Annotated in this window: 20 protein-coding genes; 9 read left to right on the forward strand and 11 right to left on the reverse strand. The window is 60.3% G+C overall.

Going from position 1 to position 22,914, the window contains the following annotated elements; genetic code table 11:
* Positions 1-114: 114 nt before the first annotated feature.
* The 6 genes from tkt (at position 115) to fba (ending at position 6,336) form a co-directional block, all read left to right on the forward strand.
* Complete coding sequence (gene tkt / locus J7E41_RS07540) at positions 115-2,112, forward strand: transketolase (protein WP_155583780.1); 1,998 nt, start codon at positions 115-117, stop codon at positions 2,110-2,112.
* 139 nt (positions 2,113-2,251) lie between these two features.
* On the forward strand, positions 2,252-3,313 hold the full coding sequence (gene epd / locus J7E41_RS07545) for an erythrose-4-phosphate dehydrogenase (protein WP_214991319.1): 1,062 nt from the start codon (positions 2,252-2,254) through the stop codon (positions 3,311-3,313).
* 25 nt (positions 3,314-3,338) lie between these two features.
* A complete protein-coding gene (locus tag J7E41_RS07550) occupies positions 3,339-4,502 on the forward strand; it encodes a phosphoglycerate kinase (protein WP_214991321.1) in 1,164 nt (387 codons plus the stop codon).
* Positions 4,503-4,531: 29 nt separating this feature from the next.
* Entirely contained in the window at positions 4,532-4,753 is a 222-nt protein-coding gene (locus J7E41_RS07555) for a hypothetical protein (protein WP_214991323.1), read from the forward strand.
* Between the two features lie 60 nt (positions 4,754-4,813).
* Positions 4,814-5,149 carry an MliC family protein gene (locus tag J7E41_RS07560; protein ID WP_169356774.1) on the forward strand — a complete coding sequence of 112 codons (336 nt, stop codon included), beginning with the start codon at positions 4,814-4,816 and terminating at the stop codon, positions 5,147-5,149.
* 122 nt (positions 5,150-5,271) lie between these two features.
* Positions 5,272-6,336 carry a class II fructose-bisphosphate aldolase gene (gene fba, locus J7E41_RS07565; protein WP_007913760.1) on the forward strand — a complete coding sequence of 355 codons (1,065 nt, stop codon included), beginning with the start codon at positions 5,272-5,274 and terminating at the stop codon, positions 6,334-6,336.
* Between the two features lie 66 nt (positions 6,337-6,402).
* Here the strand turns inward: fba and alr are convergent, their stop codons facing one another.
* Positions 6,403-7,632 carry an alanine racemase gene (gene alr / locus J7E41_RS07570; RefSeq protein WP_214991325.1) on the reverse strand — a complete coding sequence of 410 codons (1,230 nt, stop codon included), beginning with the start codon at positions 7,630-7,632 and terminating at the stop codon, positions 6,403-6,405.
* A gap of 140 nt (positions 7,633-7,772) precedes the next feature.
* Positions 7,773-8,438, reverse strand: coding sequence for a polysaccharide lyase family 7 protein (locus J7E41_RS07575; RefSeq protein ID WP_214991327.1), 666 nt, complete (start codon positions 8,436-8,438; stop codon positions 7,773-7,775).
* A gap of 271 nt (positions 8,439-8,709) precedes the next feature.
* Here J7E41_RS07575 and J7E41_RS07580 point away from each other — a divergent pair, with 271 nt between their 5' ends.
* Both J7E41_RS07580 and J7E41_RS07585 read left to right on the forward strand, forming a co-directional pair.
* Positions 8,710-9,216: a YgjP-like metallopeptidase domain-containing protein gene (locus tag J7E41_RS07580; protein WP_214991329.1), complete on the forward strand. Its 507-nt coding sequence runs from the start codon at positions 8,710-8,712 to the stop codon at positions 9,214-9,216.
* A 20-nt stretch (positions 9,217-9,236) separates the two neighbouring features.
* Positions 9,237-9,533: a winged helix-turn-helix domain-containing protein gene (locus J7E41_RS07585; RefSeq protein WP_214991331.1), complete on the forward strand. Its 297-nt coding sequence runs from the start codon at positions 9,237-9,239 to the stop codon at positions 9,531-9,533.
* Here J7E41_RS07585 and J7E41_RS07590 read toward each other — a convergent pair.
* Positions 9,524-9,982: a GNAT family N-acetyltransferase gene (locus J7E41_RS07590; RefSeq protein WP_214991333.1), complete on the reverse strand. Its 459-nt coding sequence runs from the start codon at positions 9,980-9,982 to the stop codon at positions 9,524-9,526. The two genes, J7E41_RS07585 and J7E41_RS07590, sit on opposite strands and share 10 nt — an antisense overlap.
* A 254-nt stretch (positions 9,983-10,236) precedes the next feature.
* On the opposite strand from J7E41_RS07590, the gene J7E41_RS07595 reads away from it, so the two are divergent.
* Positions 10,237-10,974, forward strand: coding sequence for a substrate-binding periplasmic protein (locus J7E41_RS07595; RefSeq protein WP_214991335.1), 738 nt, complete (start codon positions 10,237-10,239; stop codon positions 10,972-10,974).
* A 146-nt stretch (positions 10,975-11,120) separates the two neighbouring features.
* On the opposite strand, the gene yccS is transcribed toward J7E41_RS07595, so the two are convergent.
* The 8 genes from yccS to J7E41_RS07635 form a co-directional block, all read right to left on the reverse strand.
* Positions 11,121-13,304 carry a YccS family putative transporter gene (gene yccS / locus J7E41_RS07600; RefSeq protein ID WP_214991337.1) on the reverse strand — a complete coding sequence of 728 codons (2,184 nt, stop codon included), beginning with the start codon at positions 13,302-13,304 and terminating at the stop codon, positions 11,121-11,123.
* Between the two features lie 333 nt (positions 13,305-13,637).
* Positions 13,638-14,816, reverse strand: a complete 1,179-nt coding sequence (locus J7E41_RS07605) for an NAD(P)/FAD-dependent oxidoreductase (RefSeq protein WP_214991339.1) — start codon at positions 14,814-14,816, stop codon at positions 13,638-13,640.
* A 187-nt stretch (positions 14,817-15,003) separates the two neighbouring features.
* On the reverse strand, positions 15,004-16,389 hold the full coding sequence (gene dbpA / locus J7E41_RS07610) for an ATP-dependent RNA helicase DbpA (RefSeq protein ID WP_214991341.1): 1,386 nt from the start codon (positions 16,387-16,389) through the stop codon (positions 15,004-15,006).
* A 106-nt stretch (positions 16,390-16,495) separates the two neighbouring features.
* A complete protein-coding gene (gene mdtD / locus J7E41_RS07615; protein WP_214991343.1) occupies positions 16,496-17,923 on the reverse strand; it encodes a multidrug transporter subunit MdtD in 1,428 nt (475 codons plus the stop codon).
* A 36-nt stretch (positions 17,924-17,959) separates the two neighbouring features.
* Positions 17,960-18,850, reverse strand: coding sequence for an alpha/beta fold hydrolase (locus tag J7E41_RS07620; protein ID WP_214991345.1), 891 nt, complete (start codon positions 18,848-18,850; stop codon positions 17,960-17,962).
* A 341-nt stretch (positions 18,851-19,191) separates the two neighbouring features.
* The gene (locus tag J7E41_RS07625) at positions 19,192-20,508 is read right to left on the reverse strand and encodes a TldD/PmbA family protein (protein WP_214991347.1); all 1,317 of its coding nucleotides are present in this window, start codon (positions 20,506-20,508) and stop codon (positions 19,192-19,194) included.
* The gene (locus tag J7E41_RS07630) at positions 20,508-21,950 is read right to left on the reverse strand and encodes a TldD/PmbA family protein (protein ID WP_214991349.1); all 1,443 of its coding nucleotides are present in this window, start codon (positions 21,948-21,950) and stop codon (positions 20,508-20,510) included. The genes J7E41_RS07625 and J7E41_RS07630 overlap by 1 nt, the downstream gene beginning before the upstream one ends.
* Before the next feature lie 121 nt (positions 21,951-22,071).
* Entirely contained in the window at positions 22,072-22,767 is a 696-nt protein-coding gene (locus tag J7E41_RS07635) for an RraA family protein (protein WP_029297314.1), read from the reverse strand.
* Between the last annotated feature and the right edge of the window lie 147 nt (positions 22,768-22,914).

Raw genomic sequence — 22,914 nt, forward strand, 5'->3', positions numbered from 1 at the left:
AATCCACAGGAAAAACACTCTCAAGTGACTATCTGTCATTGCCCATGGGTCGTGGCTGAGGGAAAATGCCGGTCCTTTTTTCCGTTTCTTTTATTCAACTCCAGGAGATCAGCGATGCCCAGCCGTCGTGAGCGTGCCAACGCCATTCGTGCCCTCAGCATGGATGCCGTGCAAAAAGCCAACAGCGGCCATCCCGGTGCCCCGATGGGCATGGCGGATATCGCCGAGGTACTTTGGCGTGACTACCTGAAACACAACCCGAGCAACCCATCGTTCGCCGACCGTGACCGCTTCGTGCTGTCCAACGGCCACGGCTCGATGCTGATCTATTCGTTGTTGCACCTGACCGGCTACGACCTGTCGATCGACGACCTGAAGAACTTCCGTCAGTTGCACAGCCGCACCCCGGGTCACCCGGAGTTCGGTTACACCGCTGGCGTCGAGACCACCACCGGTCCCCTGGGCCAAGGCCTGGCCAACGCCGTAGGTTTTGCCCTGGCTGAAAAAGTCCTGGCGGCGCAGTTCAACCGTCCAGGCCACAACGTTGTCGACCACCATACCTACGTGTTCCTGGGTGATGGCTGCATGATGGAAGGCATCTCCCACGAAGTCAGTTCCCTTGCCGGCACTTTGGGCCTGGGCAAGCTGATCGCCTTCTACGATGACAACGGCATCTCCATCGACGGCGAAGTCGAAGGCTGGTTCACCGACGACACGCCAAAACGTTTCGAAGCCTATAACTGGCAGGTTATCCGCAATGTCGACGGCCACGATCCGGAAGAGATCAAGACTGCCATCGACACCGCTCGCAAGAGCGAGCAGCCGACCCTGATCTGCTGCAAGACCACCATCGGTTTCGGCTCGCCCAACAAGCAAGGCAAGGAAGACTGCCACGGCGCCCCACTGGGTGACGCGGAAATCGCCCTGACGCGCGAAGCGTTGAAGTGGAACCACGGCCCGTTCGAAATCCCGGCTGATATCTACGCCGAGTGGGACGCCAAGGAAGCAGGCAAGGCTGCTGAAGCCGAGTGGGACCAGCGTTTTGCTGCCTACTCCGCCGAATTCCCTGAGTTGGCCAACGAGCTGGTACGTCGTCTGGCCGGTGACCTGCCTGCCGACTTCGCTGAGAAGTCCTCGGCTTACATCGCCGAAGTGGCCGCCAAAGGCGAAACCATCGCCAGCCGTAAAGCCAGCCAGAACACGCTGAACGCTTTCGGCCCGTTGCTGCCTGAATTCCTCGGCGGCTCGGCTGACCTGGCCGGTTCCAACCTGACCCTATGGAAAGGTTGCAAAGGTGTCTCGGCTGAAGACGCCAGCGGCAACTACATGTACTACGGCGTTCGCGAATTCGGCATGAGCGCCATCATGAACGGCGTTGCCTTGCACGGCGGCCTGGTGCCTTACGGCGCAACCTTCCTGATGTTCATGGAATACGCCCGCAATGCTGTACGCATGGCGTCGTTGATGAAGAAGCGTGTGATCTTCGTCTACACCCACGACTCCATTGGCCTGGGCGAAGACGGCCCGACTCACCAGCCAATCGAGCAACTGACCAGCCTGCGTACCACGCCAAACCTGGACACCTGGCGCCCATCGGACGCGGTCGAATCGGCCGTGGCCTGGAAGCACGCCATCGAGCGTAAGGACGGCCCTTCGGCGCTGATCTTCTCTCGTCAGAACCTGCAGCATCAAACCCGCGACGCCGCTCAGATCGAAGGCATCAGCCGTGGTGGCTACGTGCTCAAGGACTGCATCGGCGAGCCGGAGCTGATCCTGATCTCTACCGGTTCCGAAGTGGGCCTGGCGGTTCAGGCTTACGACAAGCTGACGGCGCAGGGTCGCAACGTGCGTGTGGTTTCCATGCCTTGCACCAGCGTCTTCGAAGCCCAGGATGCCGGCTACAAGCAAGCGGTCCTGCCGTTGCAGGTCAGCGCGCGTATCGCCATCGAAGCGGCTCACGCCGACTACTGGTACAAGTACGTGGGCCTGGAAGGCCGCGTGATTGGCATGACCACCTACGGTGAGTCGGCGCCGGCGCCGGCGTTGTTCGAAGAGTTTGGCTTCACCCTGGAAAACATCCTGGGTCAGGCTGAAGAGCTGCTGGAAGACTAAGGCTGTAGATTGGGGCGCCTGTACTGGCCCTTCGCGAGCAAGCCCGCTCCCACATTAGATTGCGGTCTAAATGTGGGAGCGGGCTTGCTCGCGAAGGGCCAGTACTGCCACCCCATTACCCAAGGTAATCGAGAACCCCATGCCTCAACCGCGTCCCTACAAAGTTGCACTCAACGGCTACGGCCGGATTGGTCGTTGCGTCTTGCGTGCTCTGTTTGAGCGAGGGGCGGCTGCCGGGTTTGAAATTGTTGCGATCAACGATCTGGCTGACATGGCCAGCATCGAATACCTGACACGCTTTGACTCCACCCACGGCCGCTTCCCCGGCGAAGTGCGGGTCGAGGACGATTGTTTGCATATTAATGGCGACTGCGTGAAGGTCCTGCGCAGTGCCACTCCCGAGGGCATCGACTGGGCGGCGCTGGGCGTCGACCTGGTGTTGGAATGCTCCGGTGCTTATCACACCCGTGCCGATGGCCAGCGTTTCCTTGATGCCGGCGCACCGCGTGTATTGTTTTCCCAGCCGATGGCCAGCGAGGCGGATGTCGACGCCACCATCGTCTACGGCGTCAATCAGGATTGCCTGACCGGCGCCGAGCTGCTGGTGTCCAACGCCTCTTGCACCACCAATTGCGGCGTGCCGTTGTTGCGCCTGCTGGACCAGGCCATTGGTCTGGAATACGTGTCGATTACCACCATTCACTCGGCGATGAACGATCAGCCGGTGATTGACGCCTACCATCATGAAGACCTGCGCCGTACGCGTTCGGCGTTTCAGTCCGTGATTCCGGTGTCCACCGGGCTGGCTCGGGGTATCGAACGCTTGCTGCCGGAACTTGCCGGGCGAATCCAGGCCAAAGCAGTGCGAGTGCCGACGGTGAACGTGTCCTGTCTGGACATCACGATGCAAACCGTCAGCGACACCGACGCCGGCGAGGTCAACCGGATTCTGCGCGACGCCGCCACCAGCGGTCCGCTCAAAGGTCTTTTGGCCTATACCGAGTTGCCTCACGCCAGTTGTGATTTCAATCATGACCCGCATTCGGCCATCGTCGATGCGAGCCAGACCCGTGTTTCCGGCCCGAGGCTGGTGAACATCCTGGCCTGGTTCGACAACGAATGGGGTTTTGCCAACCGGATGCTGGACGTCGCGGAACACTATCTGCAAATAGCTTCTCCACTTCCCAAACCTGCTCTCTAATTCAGTAACACAGGAACTGCGACCCATGACCGTGTTGAAGATGACCGACCTCGATCTGCAAGGTAAGCGCGTACTGATCCGCGAAGACCTCAACGTCCCAGTCAAGGACGGTGTTGTCACCAGCGATGCGCGAATCCTGGCCTCGCTGCCGACCATCAAGCTGGCCCTGGAAAAAGGTGCGGCCGTGATGGTCTGCTCCCACCTGGGTCGTCCGACCGAAGGTGAGTTCTCGGCGGAAAACAGCCTCAAGCCTGTTGCCGATTACCTGAGCAAGGCCCTGGGCCGCGAAGTGCCGCTGGTAGCGGATTACCTGGGTGGCGTTGACGTGAAGGCCGGCGACATCGTGCTGTTCGAAAACGTGCGCTTCAACAAGGGCGAAAAAAAGAACAGTGACGAACTGGCCCAACAATACGCCGCCCTGTGCGACGTGTTCGTGATGGACGCCTTTGGTACTGCTCACCGCGCCGAGGGTTCGACTCATGGCGTGGCCAAGTTCGCCAAGGTTGCGGCCGCTGGCCCATTGCTGGCTGCTGAGCTGGAAGCGTTGGGCAAGGCGCTGGGCGCTCCTGCCCAGCCGATGGCGGCCATCGTTGCCGGCTCCAAGGTGTCGACCAAGCTGGATGTGCTTAACAGCCTGAGCCAGATCTGCAACCAGTTGATCGTCGGCGGCGGCATTGCCAACACCTTTCTGGCGGCTGCCGGCCACCCGGTGGGCAAGTCCCTGTACGAGCCGGACCTGCTGGATACCGCGCGCGCCATCGCCGCCAAGGTCAGCGTACCGCTGCCGGTGGACGTGGTGGTTGCCAAGGAATTCGCTGAAAGCGCCACCGCTACGGTCAAACTGATCGCTGATGTTGCTGCTGACGACATGATCCTGGATATCGGTCCACAAACCGCGGCTAACTTCGCTGAACTGCTGAAATCGTCCCAGACCATCCTGTGGAACGGTCCAGTGGGCGTGTTCGAGTTCGATCAGTTCGGTAACGGCACCAAAGTGCTGGCGCACGCCATCGCTGAAAGCTCGGCGTTCTCCATCGCGGGCGGCGGCGACACCCTGGCGGCCATCGATAAATATGGCGTGGCTGACCAGATCTCCTACATTTCTACCGGTGGTGGCGCGTTCCTCGAGTTCGTCGAAGGCAAAGTGCTGCCCGCGGTTGAAGTATTGGAAAGCCGGGCCAAGGCCTAAGGCTCAGGATCAGGAAAAGGAGCATTCCCATGGTCAAGTCGTTAGCACTGGTGGTCGCCGCGGGCCTGTTGGCCGGTTGCGGCAGTGCGCCCAAGGCAACGCCCGAGAGTGAGCAGGCTGCGCCGGACAAGGGCTGCTACCAGGCTGACTGGCAAGCCGAAACCATGCCGGTGATCAGCAAGCGCATCGGGCCGGATGGGCTGGAGAAGTACGACTCCCCGCCCAAAGGTAAGGAACAGGGTTGCCCTTGACGGGTCTGACTCATTAACCGACAGCAATGGCGGCGTCATGTCGCCATTCGAGGATTGGCAATGAAAGGCGTTATCGCCCTGGCAGCCCTGGCTCTACTGGCCGGTTGCAGCAACTTGAACATGTTCGACAGCAAGGCTGAACCACAGGATAAATGGACTACTTGGACCTGCGACAGCCAGGCGCAAGTGGTCTGGCGGTTTGCCGATACCAGCCGCAGCCAGGTGGATGTGCGCCTTGGCGGTTCGGATCAGGTCTATCGTCTCAAGCAGGAGCCAGCGGCTTCGGGTGTGCTGTACAGCAATGCCCAGTTGGCGTTTCACACAAAGGGTGAGGAAGGCCTGATCTACTGGGTCGCCACCGACGATTTGATTGGCCGGGGCTGTAAAGCGCCTTAGGTCTCAATGCAATAACGATTCAGCTGGTCGGACTTCAACACCCGATCGGCAATAACTTGAATAGCAGCCGCCGCTACGGCAGGCTTGCACGATTAACGACCCTCGACCGGGAGAGAGACACAATGGCACTTATCAGCATGCGTCAAATGCTGGACCACGCAGCCGAGTTCGGCTACGGCGTTCCAGCTTTTAACGTCAACAACCTTGAGCAGATGCGAGCCATCATGGAAGCCGCTGACAAGACTGACTCTCCAGTGATCGTCCAGGCTTCGGCCGGCGCCCGCAAATACGCCGGTGCCCCGTTCCTGCGTCACCTGATCCTTGCAGCAATCGAAGAATTCCCGCACATCCCGGTGTGCATGCACCAGGACCACGGCACCAGCCCTGACGTCTGCCAGCGTTCCATCCAGCTGGGCTTCAGCTCGGTGATGATGGACGGTTCCCTGGGCGAAGACGGCAAGACCCCGACCGACTACGACTACAACGTGCGTGTTACCCAACAAACCGTGGCCATGGCTCACGCCTGCGGCGTATCGGTAGAGGGCGAGTTGGGCTGCCTGGGTTCCCTGGAAACCGGCATGGCCGGTGAAGAAGACGGTATCGGCGCCGAAGGCGTGCTGGATCACAGCCAGATGCTGACCGATCCGGAAGAAGCGGCTGACTTCGTCAAGCGTACTCAGGTCGATGCCTTGGCCATCGCCATCGGCACCAGCCACGGCGCCTACAAGTTCACCAAGCCACCTACCGGTGACGTGCTGGCTATCGACCGCATCAAGGAAATCCACAAGCGCATCCCTAACACCCACCTGGTGATGCACGGTTCTTCCTCGGTTCCGCAAGAGTGGCTGGCGATCATCAACCAGTACGGCGGCGACATCAAAGAAACCTACGGCGTGCCGGTTGAAGAAATCGTCGAAGGCATCAAGTACGGCGTACGCAAGGTCAACATCGACACTGACCTGCGCCTGGCGTCCACCGGTGCGATGCGTCGCCTGATGGCCACCAACCCGAGCGAATTTGACCCACGTAAATTCTTCGGCGCTACCGTCACCGCCATGCGCGACGTGTGCATTGCGCGCTACGAAGCTTTCGGTACTGCGGGCAACGCTTCGAAGATCAAGCCGATCTCCCTGGAAGCGATGTACCAGCGCTACCTGAAGGGTGAGTTGAACGCCAAGGTTAACTAAGCCTCAAGCGTTTATAAAAAACCCGCAGTGATGCGGGTTTTTTTGTGGCTGTAATTCAGTGGCTCGCTATTTGTCCACCAACACTTTCGGATTTGAGTTTCCCCACACTGTATACAAGTCCGCCAACAGCGCCCCGTTGATATCCTCGACTTCCGCCTGGGCAATCTGCGCATTCCCCTGCTTGCCAAACAACACCACTTCGTCCCCGCTCTTCACAGTCGGTACGTCTGTGACATCGACCATCAAGGTATTCATCGACACCTTGCCCACCACCGGCACGCGATGCCCATTGATCAGCACGATGCCCTTGTTGGTAAACGCCCGACGATAGCCGTCTGAATAACCCACGGTGATGTTCGCCAACTTTGAATCACGCCCCAGGGTGTAGGTGCGGTCGTAACCGACGGTATTGCCCTTCGGATAGCTATTAACCGACGCCACATGGGATTTGAACTGCATCACCCGCTGGTACTCGGTAAACGACGGCACGGTGTCGCCAAACAGCAGGCCACCGGGGCGAACCATGTCCAGGCGCGACTCGGGCACTTCCAGGGTGGCGAAGGAGTTGGCGGCGTGCAGGGTGATTTTGCTGCGGTCCAGTTGGGCGACGTTGATCAGCCAGTTGGCTTGTTCGTTGAAGGCCTTGAGGCCGGTGCGTACATCGGCGGCGTCTTCGACGGCGAAGTGGGTCATGATTGCCTTCACTTCGAGGTTCGGCACTTTGGTGATGGCGACGGCATCACGGCGGCCTTGGGCGGTGGTCATTTCCACGCCGTTGCGGCTCATGCCGCTGGAGTTCAAGCCCAGATGGACCACCAGTGGGCGACCATGGTTTTCGGCAATCAGGCTGGCTCGCACGGCGAAATCCAGGTTGCCCACCAGCTCTTCGACGTTGTAGGGCAGCGCCGCTTCCAGTTCGCTCAAGGCGGCAGTGCGCACCCGGATCAGTTGGCCCTTGAAGCCGCTTTCGCGGACCACGCGGGCTTCTTCATTGCTGGCGATACCCACGCAGGGCACGCCCAGCTTGATCACCGACGGCATCAACAAACCGATGCCATGGCCATAGGCATCGGCCTTGAGTACGGCGCAGATTTTCGACTTGTCAGCGAGGCTGGCTTGCAGGGTGCGGATGTTGTGTTCGAAGGCGACTTTGTTGATTTCGACCCAGGCGTTGCTGTCCTGGATATTGACCTGGGCCACCCCGTCGCTCATGGACAGTGGCGGGGCAGCGAAGGTTGGATTGTGCAACAGAACCATGCCCAGAGAGAGGGCGAGCAGGGTACGAGGGAAGGGCATTGGGTGAGTCTCCATGACTTTCTTATTGGTACAGCGCGTGTGTACGACGCAATACTCGGATTGTCCTACAAGAAAGTCGATACCCTGGTCGCGGTTCTGTCCTAAAGCGTCGTGGGATGGCTCACTGAAGCGAATCAGCGTTACTGGTGATCGATATCCAGCTTGGCAAAGGTCACCTTGCCGCCTTCCTTGCTATCACCACTGTTGTCCTGCACATAGACCCCAGCTTTGAAGTACAGCGGCTTTGCCCCCCAGGCGGCGCCGATGCGTTCGTTCCATTGTCCGCTGGCGGCTTCCACGCTCAAGAGGCCGGCACGATTCAAATGGATGACGTAAGTGAAATTGCGCTCCAGTGGAACGTTTTCGGCGACGATGATGACTCGCCCTTTGCTGTCATCCGGGCGCATGCGAACTTTGGCCACGATGTTGCCGCTTTGAGTTTTCTCCTTGTACTGATATTCAACCTTGATCAGCGGTTTCTGGCTGTCATAAGCGTGAATTTGACCGATGACGATCTTGCCGGAAGACGGTACTTGGTTGACGGCCAGGGTGGCGCGCAGAAAGTTGTCGGCCTCGGGGTAGGTCCAGTTGCGCAGTCGGCCGTCGGCGTAGGTTTCCCGCAGTTCGCTGCGTGGGTAGATGGCGTTTTCGGTGCGGGTACCGGTGACGGGGGACCAGAACTGGATGCTGCTGCCTTCTGCCTGGAAGTACTGGTCGTTGAACCCACTGAGCAGCTTGGGAGTGTCGATGGTCGTGGGCGGAGAGCCGACGGGGATGCTCAGGTTCCAGGTGGACAGATCAATCATTGAGTACGCCTTTATGCAGAATGAGAAGGGAAATCACGTTCTTTATAAGCGTCTAGTAACAGTTTGTTAACGGTTTTAAGGCGGTTAATTGACGTCAAATACCTGTCAAAAAGCCATGTTCCGCGTAAACCGTGGGCTGTGAAGACTGACCGTTAGTCGGGTACCTGGGCTTTGGCGCAATGATGGCACCGTCCTGACTTCTGCTCCTTGTGCGCAGTACCCTGATGAATTCGCTACACTGGCGCCCTTCAAATTCTCTGTCGCTGAGCTCATGACCGCGCTGAAATACCTCCAGGCCTATCCCGCTGCCTTGCAGGACCAAGTCCGCCAATTGATTGCCAAAGACCAGTTGGGCGACTACCTGAACCAGCGTTACCCCGAGCGCCATGACGTACAGAGCGATAAAGCACTCTATAGCTACGCGTTGGCCTTGAAACAGGAGCATCTGCGTAACGCCCCGCCTATCGATAAAGTGCTCTTCGACAACCGCCTCGACCTGACCCACCGCGCCCTGGGCCTGCACACCACCATCTCGCGGGTGCAGGGTGGCAATCTCAAGTCGAAGAAAGAGATCCGCATCGCCTCATTGTTCAAGGACGCCGCGCCGGAGTTCCTGCGGATGATCGTTGTGCATGAGCTGGCACACTTCAAGGAATCGGACCACAACAAGGCGTTCTACAAACTCTGCGAGCATATGCTGGCGGGGTACCATCAGGTGGAATTCGACCTGCGGGTGTACCTGACGTATCGGGACTTGCAGGGCAAGGCGCGGGAATAAACAGCAGAAGGGCAGCGAGCATGGATGTCAGCAAGACCAAAAGCAGTTTCTATCGCCGGCTCTATGTGGCGTATCTGATCGACAGCCAGCAGGCCAGCAGCGTCCCGGCGCTCACCGAAATCACGGGTATGCCCAGGCGCACCGCCCAGGACACCCTGGCGGCGTTGGCGGACCTGGATATCGTCTGTGAGTTTGAACAGGAAGACGGCGCCCGCAATCATGCCGGGCGCTATCGAATTCGCAGTTGGGGAGCGATTGATCCGCGCTGGATCGAAAGCAACCTGGCGCAGATCAAACAGGTGCTGGGCTATCCCTGAGCCCGGCGCATGCCGATGTGGGGAATATCGTCTTCCAGGTATTCCTCTCCCGACACGATAAAACCATAGCGTGCGTAATACCCCTGCAAATGTGCCTGGGCCGACAAGTAGATCGGCACTTCGGGCCATTGCTTCTCGGCCTGCTTCAGGGCCTCGTCCATCATCTGATGGCCAAGCCCCGTCCCTCTGGCGCTCGGCGCAACGATCACCCGGCCAATGACCACGTCGCCTCCCTGTGATTCGGGGTCGAGCAGGCGCAGGTAGGCCACCAGTTGATCCTCGTTCCAGGCCATCAAATGATAGGTATCGCCCTCCAGGTCCTGGCCGTCGAGGTCCTGATAGGCGCATTTTTGTTCGACAACGAAGACCTCCGACCGCAGGCGCAAGATGGCGTACAACTGCTCCTTGCCCAAGTCGTTGTGGTGTTTGCAGACCCAATCAACTGTCATCGTTCCATCCCGATTAAATGCCTGTCTGGATAGTAAGCCGCTATGCCACAACTGTCTTGGTTGTCGAGGACCTGGATGAATAATTCGCTGGTTTTGTGAATGAAGTCAATTTGCCATCATTGAGTGCTTCCGGCCCTGACTTCTTTGTGTAATCTGCTGTACAGCGCGAGTGATGAGCTACAGTCAGGTCCTGTATTCCTGCAAGACCCTGCCATCGCCCGTTGGGATTTGCCCGCTGCGCAAGGACATCAAGCATGCCGCGATTGTCTCGTGCTGTTGCTCTGCTCGTACTGCTGTTGCTGGCCCAGATAGCGGCTGCAGACCGCTTGCGCCTGGTGGCGGATGGCTGGCCACCCTTCACCGATGCGACGCTGGTCAATGGCGGCCTGGCTACGGATATTGTCAGCACTGCACTGGCCCGTGCGGGCTACCCCAGCGATTTTGAACAGGTGCCTTGGGCGCGGGCGCTGATGGGCGTGGGTGATGGGCGTTATGACGTGCTGGTCAACGCCTGGTACGACGAGGCCCGTACTCATCTGGGGCAGTTTTCCGGTGAGTACCTGCTGAACCGGGTACGGTTTATCAAGCGCCGGGATGACCCCATCGAGTTCCAGAACCTGCAGCAACTGCACGAATACCCCGTCGCGGTGGTACGCGGCTACGCCTACTCGGCGGCATTCGACAGCGACACGCAGCTACAGAAGGTGCCTGTGCATAACTTCGCCATGGCCGTGCGGATGCTGGCGGTCAAGCGTGTGCGGTTAACGGTGGAAGATGAGTTTGTCGCCCGTTACTACCTGGCCCGAGAATCACCCAGGGTGCGCAACGCGGTGGAGTTCCTGCCAACACCGTTGAGTGAAAACAGCCTGCATATCCTGGTCAGCCTGAAAAACCCGCAGCATGAACAGATCGTCGCCGGCTTTGATCGAGAGATTGCCAAGATGAAAGCGGATGGCAGTTATGCGCGGTTGATGAAGCAGCACGGGATGTAGCGAGGTGAAGCCACACCGTAGCAGCTGTCGAGCTTTAGCGAGGCTGCGTCAAGCACGACTCGGTGCTATGTGCGACTGATCTGGTAGCGGGTGCGTGTCCTGCGTAGCCTCGCTGGCGCTCGATAACTGCTACGCCAGCTTGGAGATCAAGTCGCGCTGCTGTCCTTGATCAAGTGCGCGGCCAACGTCCGTAGCGGCCCTAACTGCCGGCAAATCAGTGCCAACTGCGTTTGCACCAGCCGCTGTCCTTCATCGATTTCATCCGGCATTTGCTCCAGTTCAACCGCCAATGCTTCCTCGGCATCACTCTGGATGGTGATGGGTTGTTTGCTGGCCAGGCCGGTGGCGATTTCGTCGATGCTCAGCGCCAGGGTGTTGCCGGCGCCTTCGATCAGGTGTTCGCGTACTTCGGCCGGTAGAGGGGTTTCGCGGTGGGCGCCGAGCCCCGACAGGTAGCTGAGCAAGGTGTGGGACAACACCAGGAAACGGAAGCCCACATCGGCTTCCTTCCGGAAATGTCCCGGCTCCATCAGCATATTGGCCAGGGTGGTGGACAGTGCGGCGTCGGCGTTGTGCGCATTGCGGCGGGCCAGGCGGTAAGCCAGGTCGTCGCTTTTGCCGGCGGCGTACTGCTGCATGATTTGCCGCAGGTAGATGCTGTTGCAGGTCAGGGTATTGGCCAGCACCTTGTTCAGGCGACGGCCCTGCCAGTCCGGCAGGAACAGGAACACCGCCAGCCCGGCGATCAGGCTGCCCAGCAGGGTATCGAACAACCGTGGCAGGAACAGCCCGTAGCCATCGCCCACCTGGTTGAAGCAGAACAGGATCATCAACGTGATAGCGGCGGTCGCCAGGGTGTAGCGCGTGGTGCGGTTGATAAAGAACACCAGGCCGGCGGCGATGGCGAACATTGACTGAATCAAGGGGCTGGGAAACAAATCAAACAGCACCCACGCCACGGTCAGACCGATGGCCGTGCCGATGATCCGCTGTCCAAGCTTGCGTCGAGTGGCGCCATAGCTCGGTTGGCAGACGAACAGCGTGGTGAGGATGATCCAGTAGCCCTGGGATGGGTGGATCAAGTGCACCATGCCGTAGCCGATACTCAGTGCCAGGGGCAGGCGCAGGGCATGTCGGAACAGCAAGGATGTCGGCGTCAGCTGAGTGCGCAGGCGTGTCCACATTTCCTTGAGGTTGCGGGGCGCGCGGTCCAGCAGGCTGCTGTCGGTGGCATCGGCCAGGTTGTCGGGGTTGCTGGCGTCGCCGAGCAGCCGGTCCAGGGTCGACAGGTTGGCCGCCAGCGCGCGCAAGGAACGCAGCAAGCCGCGCCAGGCCGGATTACTCTGGATACGCAGGTGCTCCAGGGAGGCATTGAGGTCGCCGAGGGCCTCGGCGAAGCTGTCGTCATAGACGAAGGGCTGGCGCATCTGGATCGATTCGGCAAGGGTCTGGCAGGCCTTGCCTTGTTGGCGCAGCAGGCGTTGGCAGCGGAACAGCACGTCGCTGTGGAAGAAGGCCTCGGCCAGGGCGTTGTAAGGGTAGTGGGAGGAACTGGCGCGCTCGTGGATGTCCTGGGCCAGGAAGTACAGCTTGAGGTAACGGCTGACCTTGGACCCCGGCCGGCCATTGCCGACCCGGTGCAGGATGATTTCCTTGGCGGCGTTCAGGGCCGCGACCACTCGGCCATTTTGTTGGGCCAGTTCCAGGCGTCGAGCCTCTACATCCAGCTGACGGATCGGTTCGAACAGTGACGCCTTGAGCTTGAGGTAGCGCCCCAATTCACGAAACAGCCGCGCCAGGCTCTGTTGCACCGGCTGGTTGGAAAACAGCGCCTGCCACAACACCGAGAGCACGCCATACCAGGCTGCACCGGCCACCAGCAGCAACGGCTCGTGCCAGAACTCCGTGACCGTTCCGCCGCGCTGGTCCACACCGATCATGGTGTAGACCGAGAGAATCAGCGTGGCTGAGGCGATCGCTCCATAGCGTTCACCCAGGGCCCCGAGCATGGTCAGGCTGAAACTGGCCAGGGCCAGGGCAATGGCGAAGATCCAGGGGTAAGGGAAGAGTAATTCGACCGACAGCGCCGCAACGCTGAAGCACACCAACGTCACTGCCAGGGCATTGAGACGGCCTTGCCAGCTGTCATCGGTCTCGGCCAGGGCGCTGGCGATAATCCCCAGGAACAGCGGGATCAGCAGCGCCATTTCATCCTGATACCAGCACAGCGCCATGCTGCCGGTGAGGGCGATGAATACCCGTACGCTGTAGCTGAACTTATCCAGCGCCCAAAGGCGCCGCATGGATTGGCGGAACGAGGTCGATGACATGAAGTCTGGGGTCTTCCGGGACGATGTCGCTAAATTGAGCCAGTAATGACGCTACGGCAAGCGTGGCGATCACATCGGACAGCAAAATTTGTTCCGGAGTTGCCAATTCTCAAAGTGGAATGCCATCAAATGTGGGAGCTTGGGATGGAGGTTGTAGCCGCTGCCGAGGCACGAGGCTGCGATGGGTTTGGTGCGGCATTCCGACGAAGCGGCCCCCCAAGGGCGGTCCTGCGGACACGCATCGCAGCCTCGTGCCTCGGCAGCGGCTACAACCGCTTTCGCGAGCAAGTCGAATCGTCGCACCGCTGCTCCCACATTTTTTACTGTGTTGTGTCAGGCGTATTGCGCGGCAGCGTAGCCCGAAGCCCAGGCCCACTGGAAGTTGAACCCGCCCAGGTGACCGGTCACATCCAGCACTTCGCCAATGAAATACAGCCCCGGGCTTTTCAGCGACTCCATGGTCTTGGACGACACTTCCCGCGTGTCCACGCCACCCAGGGTCACTTCCGCGGTGCGATAACCTTCGGTCCCCGCCGGCACCAACTGCCAGCTCCCCAGCTTATTGGCGATGTCCGCCACTTCGGCGTGGGTGTACTGCTTCATTGGCTTGGACTCAAACCACTGCTCGGCCAACAGGTTGGCCATCTTCTTGGTGAAGATCTCACCCAGCAGGGTTTTCAGCTCGCTGTTGGGGCGCTCGGCCTGTTGCTGTTGCAGCCAGGTGTGGGCGTCGTGGTCGGGCAGCAGGTTGATTTCAACGGTGTCGCCGGGTTCCCAGTACGAGGAGATCTGCAAGATCGCCGGCCCGCTCAGGCCACGATGGGTAAACAGGATGTTCTCGCGAAAGCTCTGGTCGTTGCAGCTCACCAGGCAATCCACCGAAGTACCGGACAGCTCGCCGCACAGCGCCTTGAGTTGATCGGTGATGGTGAACGGCACCAGGCCTGCGCGGGTCGGCAGCAACTCATGGCCGAACTGTTTGGCCACCTGGTAACCGAAGCCGGTGGCACCCAGCGTCGGGATCGACAACCCGCCAGTGGCAATCACCAGGGATTCGCAGCGCAGCTCGCCCAGGGTGGTCTGCAAGTGATAACCGGTTTCAAGCTTGGCAATCTCCTGGACCGAGGTGTCCAGGTGCAGGCTGACGCCGACCTGGATGCACTCGTCCAGCAGCATGCCGAGGATGTCGCTGGATTTGTTATCGCAGAACAACTGGCCGAGTTTCTTCTCGTGGTACGGCACGCCGTGCTTGGCCACCAGCCCGATGAAATCCCACTGGGTGTAGCGCGCCAGGGCGGATTTGCAGAAGTGTGCGTTGTGGGAGAGAAAGTTCGCCGGCTCGGTGTACATGTTGGTGAAATTGCAGCGGCCACCGCCGGACATCAGGATCTTTTTGCCGGCCTTGTTCGCATGGTCGATCAACATCACCTTGCGCCCACGCCCGGCAGCGGTCAGTGCGCACATCAAACCTGCGGCGCCAGCGCCAATGATCACAACTTCGGTAGAGCGCAAAACGGTGTCCTCACACAGTATCTGATTTGGAATGCAGTCAAATGTGGGAGCGGCGGTGCGACGACTCGACTTGCTCGCGAATGCTGTGTTTCAGTCACTGTTATGTCGACTGATCCACCGCATTCGCGAGCAAGTCGAGTCGTCGCACCGCCGCTCCCACATTAGATCTCCATCAATCGGGAGATCTTTACAGGATCCGAACGCGCAGCGAACGGCCCTTGATCTTGCCGTCGTTCAAGCGCTGCAACGCCTGTTTGGCGATAGTGCGATCTACCGCCACAAACGCCTGAAAGTCAAAAATCGCGATCTTGCCGACCTGGGCACCGGGGATCCCGGCGTCGCCGGTCAGTGCGCCAAGGATGTCGCCCGGACGAACCTTGTCCTTGCGACCGGCAGCAATGCACAAGGTGCTCATGGCCGGCAGCAGCGGTGCGCCGCCCTGGGACTTGAGGTTGCTCAGTTGGTCCCAGTTCAGGGGCGACTTCTGCAGCAGCTCGATGGCCTGGGCGCGATGGGCTTCAGACGGCGCCACCAGGCTGATAGCGATGCCCGTCTCACCGGCACGACCGGTACGGCCGACGCGGTGGATGTGGATTTCCGAGTCGCGGGCCAGTTCGACGTTGATCACCATGTCCAGCGCATCAATGTCCAGACCACGGGCGGCAACGTCGGTCGCGACCAGCACCGAAGTACTGCGGTTGGCGAACATCGCCAGCACCTGGTCACGGTCACGCTGCTCCAGGTCGCCATGCAGGCCGACGGCGGAAATGCCCTTGGAGGTCAGGTGATCAACGGTTTCCTGCACTTGCTGCTTGGTAAAGCAGAACGCCACACACGAGGCCGGACGGAAATGGGCCAGGACCTTGGTCACCGCCTCCATGCGTTCTTCCGGGGAAATTTCGTAGAAACGCTGCTCGATCTGTTCGTCCGAGTGGAACGCTTCGGCTTTCACTTGCTGCGGCGCGCGCATGAATTTGGACGCCAGCTGCTTGATGCTCACCGGGTAGGTGGCGGAGAACAGCAGGGTCTGGCGGCGTGGCGGGGTCTTGCTGATGATGTCTTCGATGGCGTCGTAGAAGCCCATGTCGAGCATGCGGTCGGCTTCGTCGAGGATCAGCGTGTTCAAGCCGTCCAGCACCAGCGAACCCTTGCGCAGGTGTTGCTGGATGCGGCCCGGTGTGCCGACGATGATGTGCGCGCCGTGCTCGAGCGAGGCGATCTGCGGGCCGAGGGACACGCCGCCGCACAAGGTCAACACCTTGATGTTGTCTTCGGCGCGGGCCAGGCGACGGATTTCCTTCGCGACTTGGTCAGCCAGTTCGCGGGTAGGGCACATCACCAGGGCCTGGCAGCCGAAATAACGCGGGTTGATCGGGTTCAGCAGGCCGATACCAAAGGCCGCAGTCTTGCCGCTGCCGGTCTTGGCCTGGGCGATCAGGTCCAGCCCCTTGAGGATCACCGGCAAGCTTTGCGCCTGGATCTGCGTCATCTGGGTATAACCAAGAGCGTCCAGGTTAGCCAGCATGGCGGCGGACAGCGGCAAAGTATTAAAAGCGGTGGCGATGGTGGTCACGGGACTGGCCTGCAAAACAAAATGTCGCGCAGTGTACCAGCCTCAAGGGATTTTCCCTGCACGTTCCAGACGAGAAGTCCTGTGTGGCGCAGGTTTTTCCTACCTTTCAGTGTTCTATGTCGTGCTCGCGGTTGACCACTCGTCGGCCATCAGCAGGTGATAGCTGCAAAAAGATCGCCGCCGCCAGCATCGCCATGATGCCCACCGTGAGAAAGGTCAACTGGAACGCGCCGAGTACCGTACTGACGCCATCGTTGCCCACTTCGGCGGTAAAACCTCCCAGCAGCGCACCGGCACAGGCTACGCCGAGGCTCAGGGACAGTTGCGCCACCACCGATAGCAGGCTGTTGCCGCTGCTGGCCTGGGCATCGTCGAGGTCGATCAGGGTCACGGTGTTCATGGCGGTGAATTGCAGGGAGTTGATTGCCCCCAGAACGGCCAGCATGGCCAACAGCAGAGGGTAGGGCGTGTGTTCGCTGACCAGGCCCATGCTCGCCAGCATGATCCCGAGGAGCAACGTGTTGCCGGTCAGGACAATACGATAGCCCAGACGCTCGATCAGCGGCCGGGCGATGGATTTGGCAAACATTGCTGCCGCCGCGAGGGGCAGCATGCTCATCCCGGCTTCGGACGGCGAGTAGCCCAAGGCAATCTGTAGCAGCAGCGGTACCAGGAATGGCAGAGCGCCGCTGCCCAGGCGGGCGAACAGGTTACCGAGGATGCCCACGGCGAAGGTCCGGGTCTTGAACAGCACAGGGGAAAACAGCGGGTTATCGATATGCCCGGCCCGCAGCCAATAAGCCGCCAGGCACGCCAGGCCGCCGAACAGCAGCAACATCACCCGCAGATGCGGCAGGTGCAACTCGCCCAGGCCTTCCATGGCGATGGTGATCAACACCATCGCCGCACCAAACAGCAGGAACCCCACGCTGTCGAAGCGCGTGCGTTCGCTGCCCCGCAGGTCCGGGATGAATTTCCATACGGCGTAGCAGCCGATCATGCCCACCGGCAGGTTGATCAGGAAAATCCAGTGCCAGGTCAGGTACTGCACCATCCAACCGCCCATGGTCGGGCCGAGCAACGGGCCGAGCAGGCCGGGAATGGTGATGAAGCCCATGATGCGCACCAGCTCCGAGCGCGGGTAGGCGCGCAGCACCACCAGCCTTCCGACCGGCAACATCAGCGCGCCGCCGAGGCCCTGGATCACTCGCGCGCCCACCAGCATGGTCAAGGTGCTGGACAGGGCGCACAGCAACGAACCAATACTGAACAGCATGATCGCGCCGAAGAAGATTTTCTTGGTGCCGAAGCGGTCGGCGACCCAGCCTGAGGCCGGGATCAGCAACGCTACGGTGAGCATGTAGGCGATCACTACGCCTTGCATGCGCAGCGGGTCTTCCGCCAGGTCCCGGGCCATGGCCGGCAGTGCCGTGTTGAGGATCGTCCCATCCAGCGATTGCATGAAGAAGGCAATCGCTACCACCCAGGGTAGCCAGCGGGCGGTCTTGGCATCGAGCGGGACGCGATTCGGCATTGAGAACCCTTTTGTTAGCAGGCTATGTAGTGCCGATTATGCGCTATCGCTTGCCCTTTTTCCCACTGGCGGTTCGTCTATATCTGACAGCGATACTTCCTTGCCCAACAGGAAGCCGAGCAGCGCCTGATGCACGGACAGGGCGGCTTCGCGGGACTCCAGGTCGAGCAAGTGACCGGTATGTTCGGCGGTGGCAAAACTGCTGCGGCCGACATACTGCTTGAACAACTGCGCCTCGTTCGCCGGGGTGTATTCGTCCAGCGTGCCGTTGAGAAAGTGCACCGGTGTTTCGATCTGGCGCAGTTGCGGCAGGTAGTTGCCATCCCCCAATTGCAGCACTTGGTGGATGTGAAAACGTGCCTGACGGTATTCGGTGGTGGCCATGTTCGACAGGTGATGGTGATTGTTGCGCTTGAGCCTGGGGGACAAGTATTTGCCCACGGTCTCGTTGAGCAGATGGCCGACGGCAGATTTATCATCGGCCTCGATCAGCACCCGAACCCGTTCCACGTATTCGAGCATCGCCTGGTTCAGGTTGGGCGCCAACGCCATCACCACCGAGCTTTCGATAGACGGCGGATTGCGCGCCAGGGTCAGCAGTGTGCAGATGCCGCCCCAAGAGGCAGACACCAAGTGGTTGACCTGAAAACGCTCCACCAGTGCGCGGAGGATTTCCACTTCGTCGTCCTTGGTCACCAGGTCCAGGTCGGTGTTGTAGGGGCGTGAATAACCGGAAAACGGCAGGTCGAACATCAGCACATTGAAGTGCTCCGCCAGGCATTTGCTGGTGCGCGCAAACGAGCGGGTGGTGGACAGTGCGCCATTGACCAACAGCACGGTTTTCTTTTCCGGGTGGTTACCCAGCTGCTCTACGTGAACGTTGTAGTGCTTGAACAGCTTTTCAATGACAAAACTTCCATGGTTCATGTCAACGCTCCAGCTTGCCCTTTCCCGGGCAAGGTCATGCTTCACTTGGGGACAAGTGGGTTGAGGACGGCGGAGTAGGTGTTTGAGTTATTTTTACCGCGCAGGCGTGGCTAGAAGCCACCAACCTTTATAACGAGGATTTTGGAACGCGACAACTGGCCAAGTGGCCAGCTGTCTAGGGCGGGGGTTGTAGCGGTCTGGAGGCGCGTGCGATTCAAAATGTGGGAGCGGGCTTGCTCGCGAATGCGGTGTGTCAGCCACCCAATAAGTTGACTGACACACCGCATTCGCGAGCAAGCCCGCTCCCACACAAGCCCTTCCCTACGTGGATTTGTCGGTGTCTAAAGGGTCAGGGTCAACCGTTTTACCAGTGCACCCGGCAATAGATTCGAGGAGGTATTGCGCTGGCTATAAGTACTGGCCGACAGCAGCAACTCTCGCTCGGCGGTCAATGCTTCCAGCTGCGAACCCAACAGGTTATAGACGCTGTCATCAAAGCGCATGGTGCTCACGGGTGCCTTGATCTCGCCGTCTTCCACCCAGAACGTCGCGAAGCGGGTCATGCCGGTCAGGCGTGCGGCCGGCTGGTCGGAGTAGTTCAGGTACCACAGGTTACTGATGTACAGGCCGGTGCCCAATTGCTTGAGGATATCGGCCTGGGCCAGGTTGCCTGCGGCCATTTGCAGGGCGGTGGGGGTTTCGTCGCTTTGCGCACCGTTGGTGCTCAAGCCGTATTCGGCGGCGCTGCGGGAGTTGACCAGGCGCTCATCGGCCTTGCCTGCACTGATCAGTTTCACATCGCTGCGCGGGTAACCATCACGAGAGAACGCCGGGCTGAGGGAGCCGTTGACCTGTTCGTCCATGGACACCCACGAGCTGAGTGCCTGATCACCCGCATACAACCGTTGTAGCGGGCTGCCTTTGCTGGCGATGGCCTGGGCCGAAAAACCGCCCCAGGTCAGCATACCGACGATTTCTTCCAGCGCCGCCGGGGCCAGGTAGGCGCGGTATTGGCCGGGTGCCAGTGGGTGCAACGGTCGGCCGAGAAACTCAAGCTGCTCACGGGCCTGCTGGAATCGGCGGGCAAACGTCGTGCTGTCCCAGTCGTTGCCGGCGTAGCTGGCTTTTACCGCTTCGCCATTGGCATGGAACAGGCTGAAATCGAAATTGAAGCTGTTAGCCTGATGCCAGCCAAAGGCGCCGTTCGAGCTGGCAAAACCACGACTGATGGGACCGGCTGCATAAAAGCCGACCAGATCGATGCCCTGTGCGGCCTGGCTGATTTCTTCGAGAACCTGGGCCAGTTCCGGCAGCGGCCGGTCCTGTTCGTCCTTGCTTTGCCAGGCGTTGTGGTTGAGCAGCAGATACGGATCCTGAGGCAGCAACGGCAAGGTTTCCCGCAGTTGTTGCAGGCCATCGGCCAAGCGCTGGCGGTCCAGTGCAGGTTCGCCAGCCAAGGTAATGCCAAGGTCGGCGTGCCGACCGTCATGGATCAGTTTCAAATTCAGGCTGGCCTGTTGCACGTGGCCGGCCTGGCGCACCTGGGCGTGATTGAAGCGCACAAACTCGGACGATTCAGCCGCGTAACCGAGGTGGAACTGTTCTGTTTCGGTGACGGCTTGTTTGAGCCAGTCCACCAGAGCCTTGAACATATTCATCAGGCATCTCCCCCAAACACGTCGACGTTGCTGAACACGCAGGCCGGCGATGCATGGCCGACGCGGATCACCTGGTTAGGCTCGCCCTTGCCGCAGTTCGGTGTACCCAGTACCTGGAAGGTGCTGGCGTCGCCGACGGCGCTGAGCTTGCGCCAGAACTGCGCGGAAATGGCTCGGTAGTTGGGGTTCTTCACCACGCCCTTGAGCTCACCATTTTCAATCAGTTGGCCCCATTCGCAGCCGAACTGGAATTTATTGCGCGCGTCATCGATGGACCACGAACGGTTGGTCGACATGAGAATGCCGTGCTCGATCCCTGCGATCAGTTGTGCCTGGCTCTGGTCGCCGGCCTCGATATTGAGGTTGGCCATGCGATCGATAGGCGCGCGGTTCCAGCTGCAGGCGCGGCTGTTGGCCACGCCGCCCATGCCGGAGCGGTACTGCGACAGCGCACCGCCCAGAGGCTTGAGCAGCAGGCCCTCGCGAATCAGGAACTGTTTGCTGGCGGCGGTTCCGTCGTCGTCATGGCCATAGCTGGCGAGCTGTTCGGGAATATCCGGGTCGAAGGTCACGTTCAGCAGCTTGGAGCCGTATTGCAGATGGCCGAAGTCGCTGGCTTTGACGAAGCTGGTGCCCGCGTAATTACGTTCGTCGCCGAGGATGCGGTCGAGCTCCAGCGGATGACCGATGGACTCGTGGATCTGCAGCATCATCTGGTCGGGCATCAGCAGCAGGTCGCGTGGGCCTTCTGGCGTATTCGGTGCCAGGAGCAACTGCAACGCCTGGTCGGCGATCCGCGGGCCTGCGCCAATCAGGCCGAAGCGGCTGATCACATCCGCACCACCTTGCTGGCCGAAATTGGTACCACCCAGGGTGCGGGTCTGGCTGTCGTTACCGTTGTAGGCGGTGACGCTCAGGCCCGGGAACACAAAGCGCTGGGCCTGGCGCAACTCGGCGCCCGCGCTGCTGAGGTAAATCTGTTCAACGTGGGTCATGCCCAGGCTGACTTCCCAGTTCACCAGACGCTCGTCCTTGGGAACCGCGGCGGATTCACTGCCGAGCAGTTGGTAGCAATCGCTCAGGGATGGGAAGGGTTGGTTCAGGTCGGGCGAGAGGTAATCAGCCACGTCGCTGGACACTGGCTGGTCGCGCAGGTCGAGCAGGGCATGAGGCAAGATCCGCCGGGCTTGCTGTTCGGCACGTTCAAGGGCGGCTTGCAGGCCCGTCAGGGAAATATCATTGGTTGCCGCGTAGGCTTCGACACCCTTGAGGCGCACGGTGAGCATGGCACCTTCGTCGTGGTTCAGGTGCGGCGGCTCGGCGACGTTCTTGCGCACCGACAGGTATTGGCCGGATTCGCGAACGTAGCGCAGGGAGAAGAATTCAGCGGTGGTGCGTAGTGCAGAGAAATGTTTTTTCAGTTGCGGGTGAGCGTCGAACACATGGACCTCCTTGTGGGCTGCAATGGCCCGGAGGGCCTCATCGCGAGCAAGCCCGCTCCCACATTTTGATCTGTGAATACATTCAAATGTGGGAGCGGGCTTGCTCGCGAAGCTTTTAGCGTTAGACCGGGCAACCCTTGGCGCGCAGGATCGCGTCAAAACGATCAGGGTCCAGGGTGCCGGCTTCGATAGCCGCCAGTGTAGCCTTCTCACGGGCCAGCAGGTCGTGGCAGCGCACCAGCAGTTCCGGCAGTTCGCTGCGGGACGCGGCCACCACGCCGTCGCCGTCGCCAATCATCAGGTCGCCCGGGGCGACCAGCATGCCGGCGCAGGAAATCGGTACGTTGATCTCGCCGCCGCCGTCGGTGCTTGGGCCACGGTGTACGCCGCCGATGGCGTAGGCCGGCAATTCACCGGTTTGCCATTCGTCGAGGTCGCGCAGGGCGCCGTTGATCACCACGCCGACGATGCCGGCTTTCAAGGCCATGGCGCGCATGATGCCGCCGAACACGGCACGGGTCAGGTCGGCGCTGCCGTCGATCACCAGCACATCGCCCGGGCGGGCCATCTGCATGGCTTTGAGAATCATCAGGTTGTCACCTGGGCGCACGCGCACGGTCAGCGCACTGCCGAGCATGGGCGCATTGCCATGGAAGGCCTTGAGGCCCAGGCCACCGACGTTACGACCCAGGCAATCGCTGACGGCAGCGGCCGGGATCTTGCTGAACTCCTTCAGCCACTTTGGATCCAGGGGTTCAACGTTGGGATTGATCAGGAAGCCGGTAGGCCATTTGCTCGAAGAAACGACATCAAACATGAGAAAGCCTCGTGGCCAGGCAGAAGCCGGCGTGTCGATAGGGCAGGAAGGTGAAACGTTTGCGCGGGGACTAGATTAGGCCCGGGCGGGGGGTGGGATCAAGGGTGGGGCGGTGTGGGATGGGTTTACTGGGGGTGATGCAGGAAG

The sequence above is a fragment of the Pseudomonas fluorescens genome, assembly GCF_018614655.1.
GTDB lineage: Bacteria > Pseudomonadota > Gammaproteobacteria > Pseudomonadales > Pseudomonadaceae > Aquipseudomonas > Aquipseudomonas fluorescens_BX.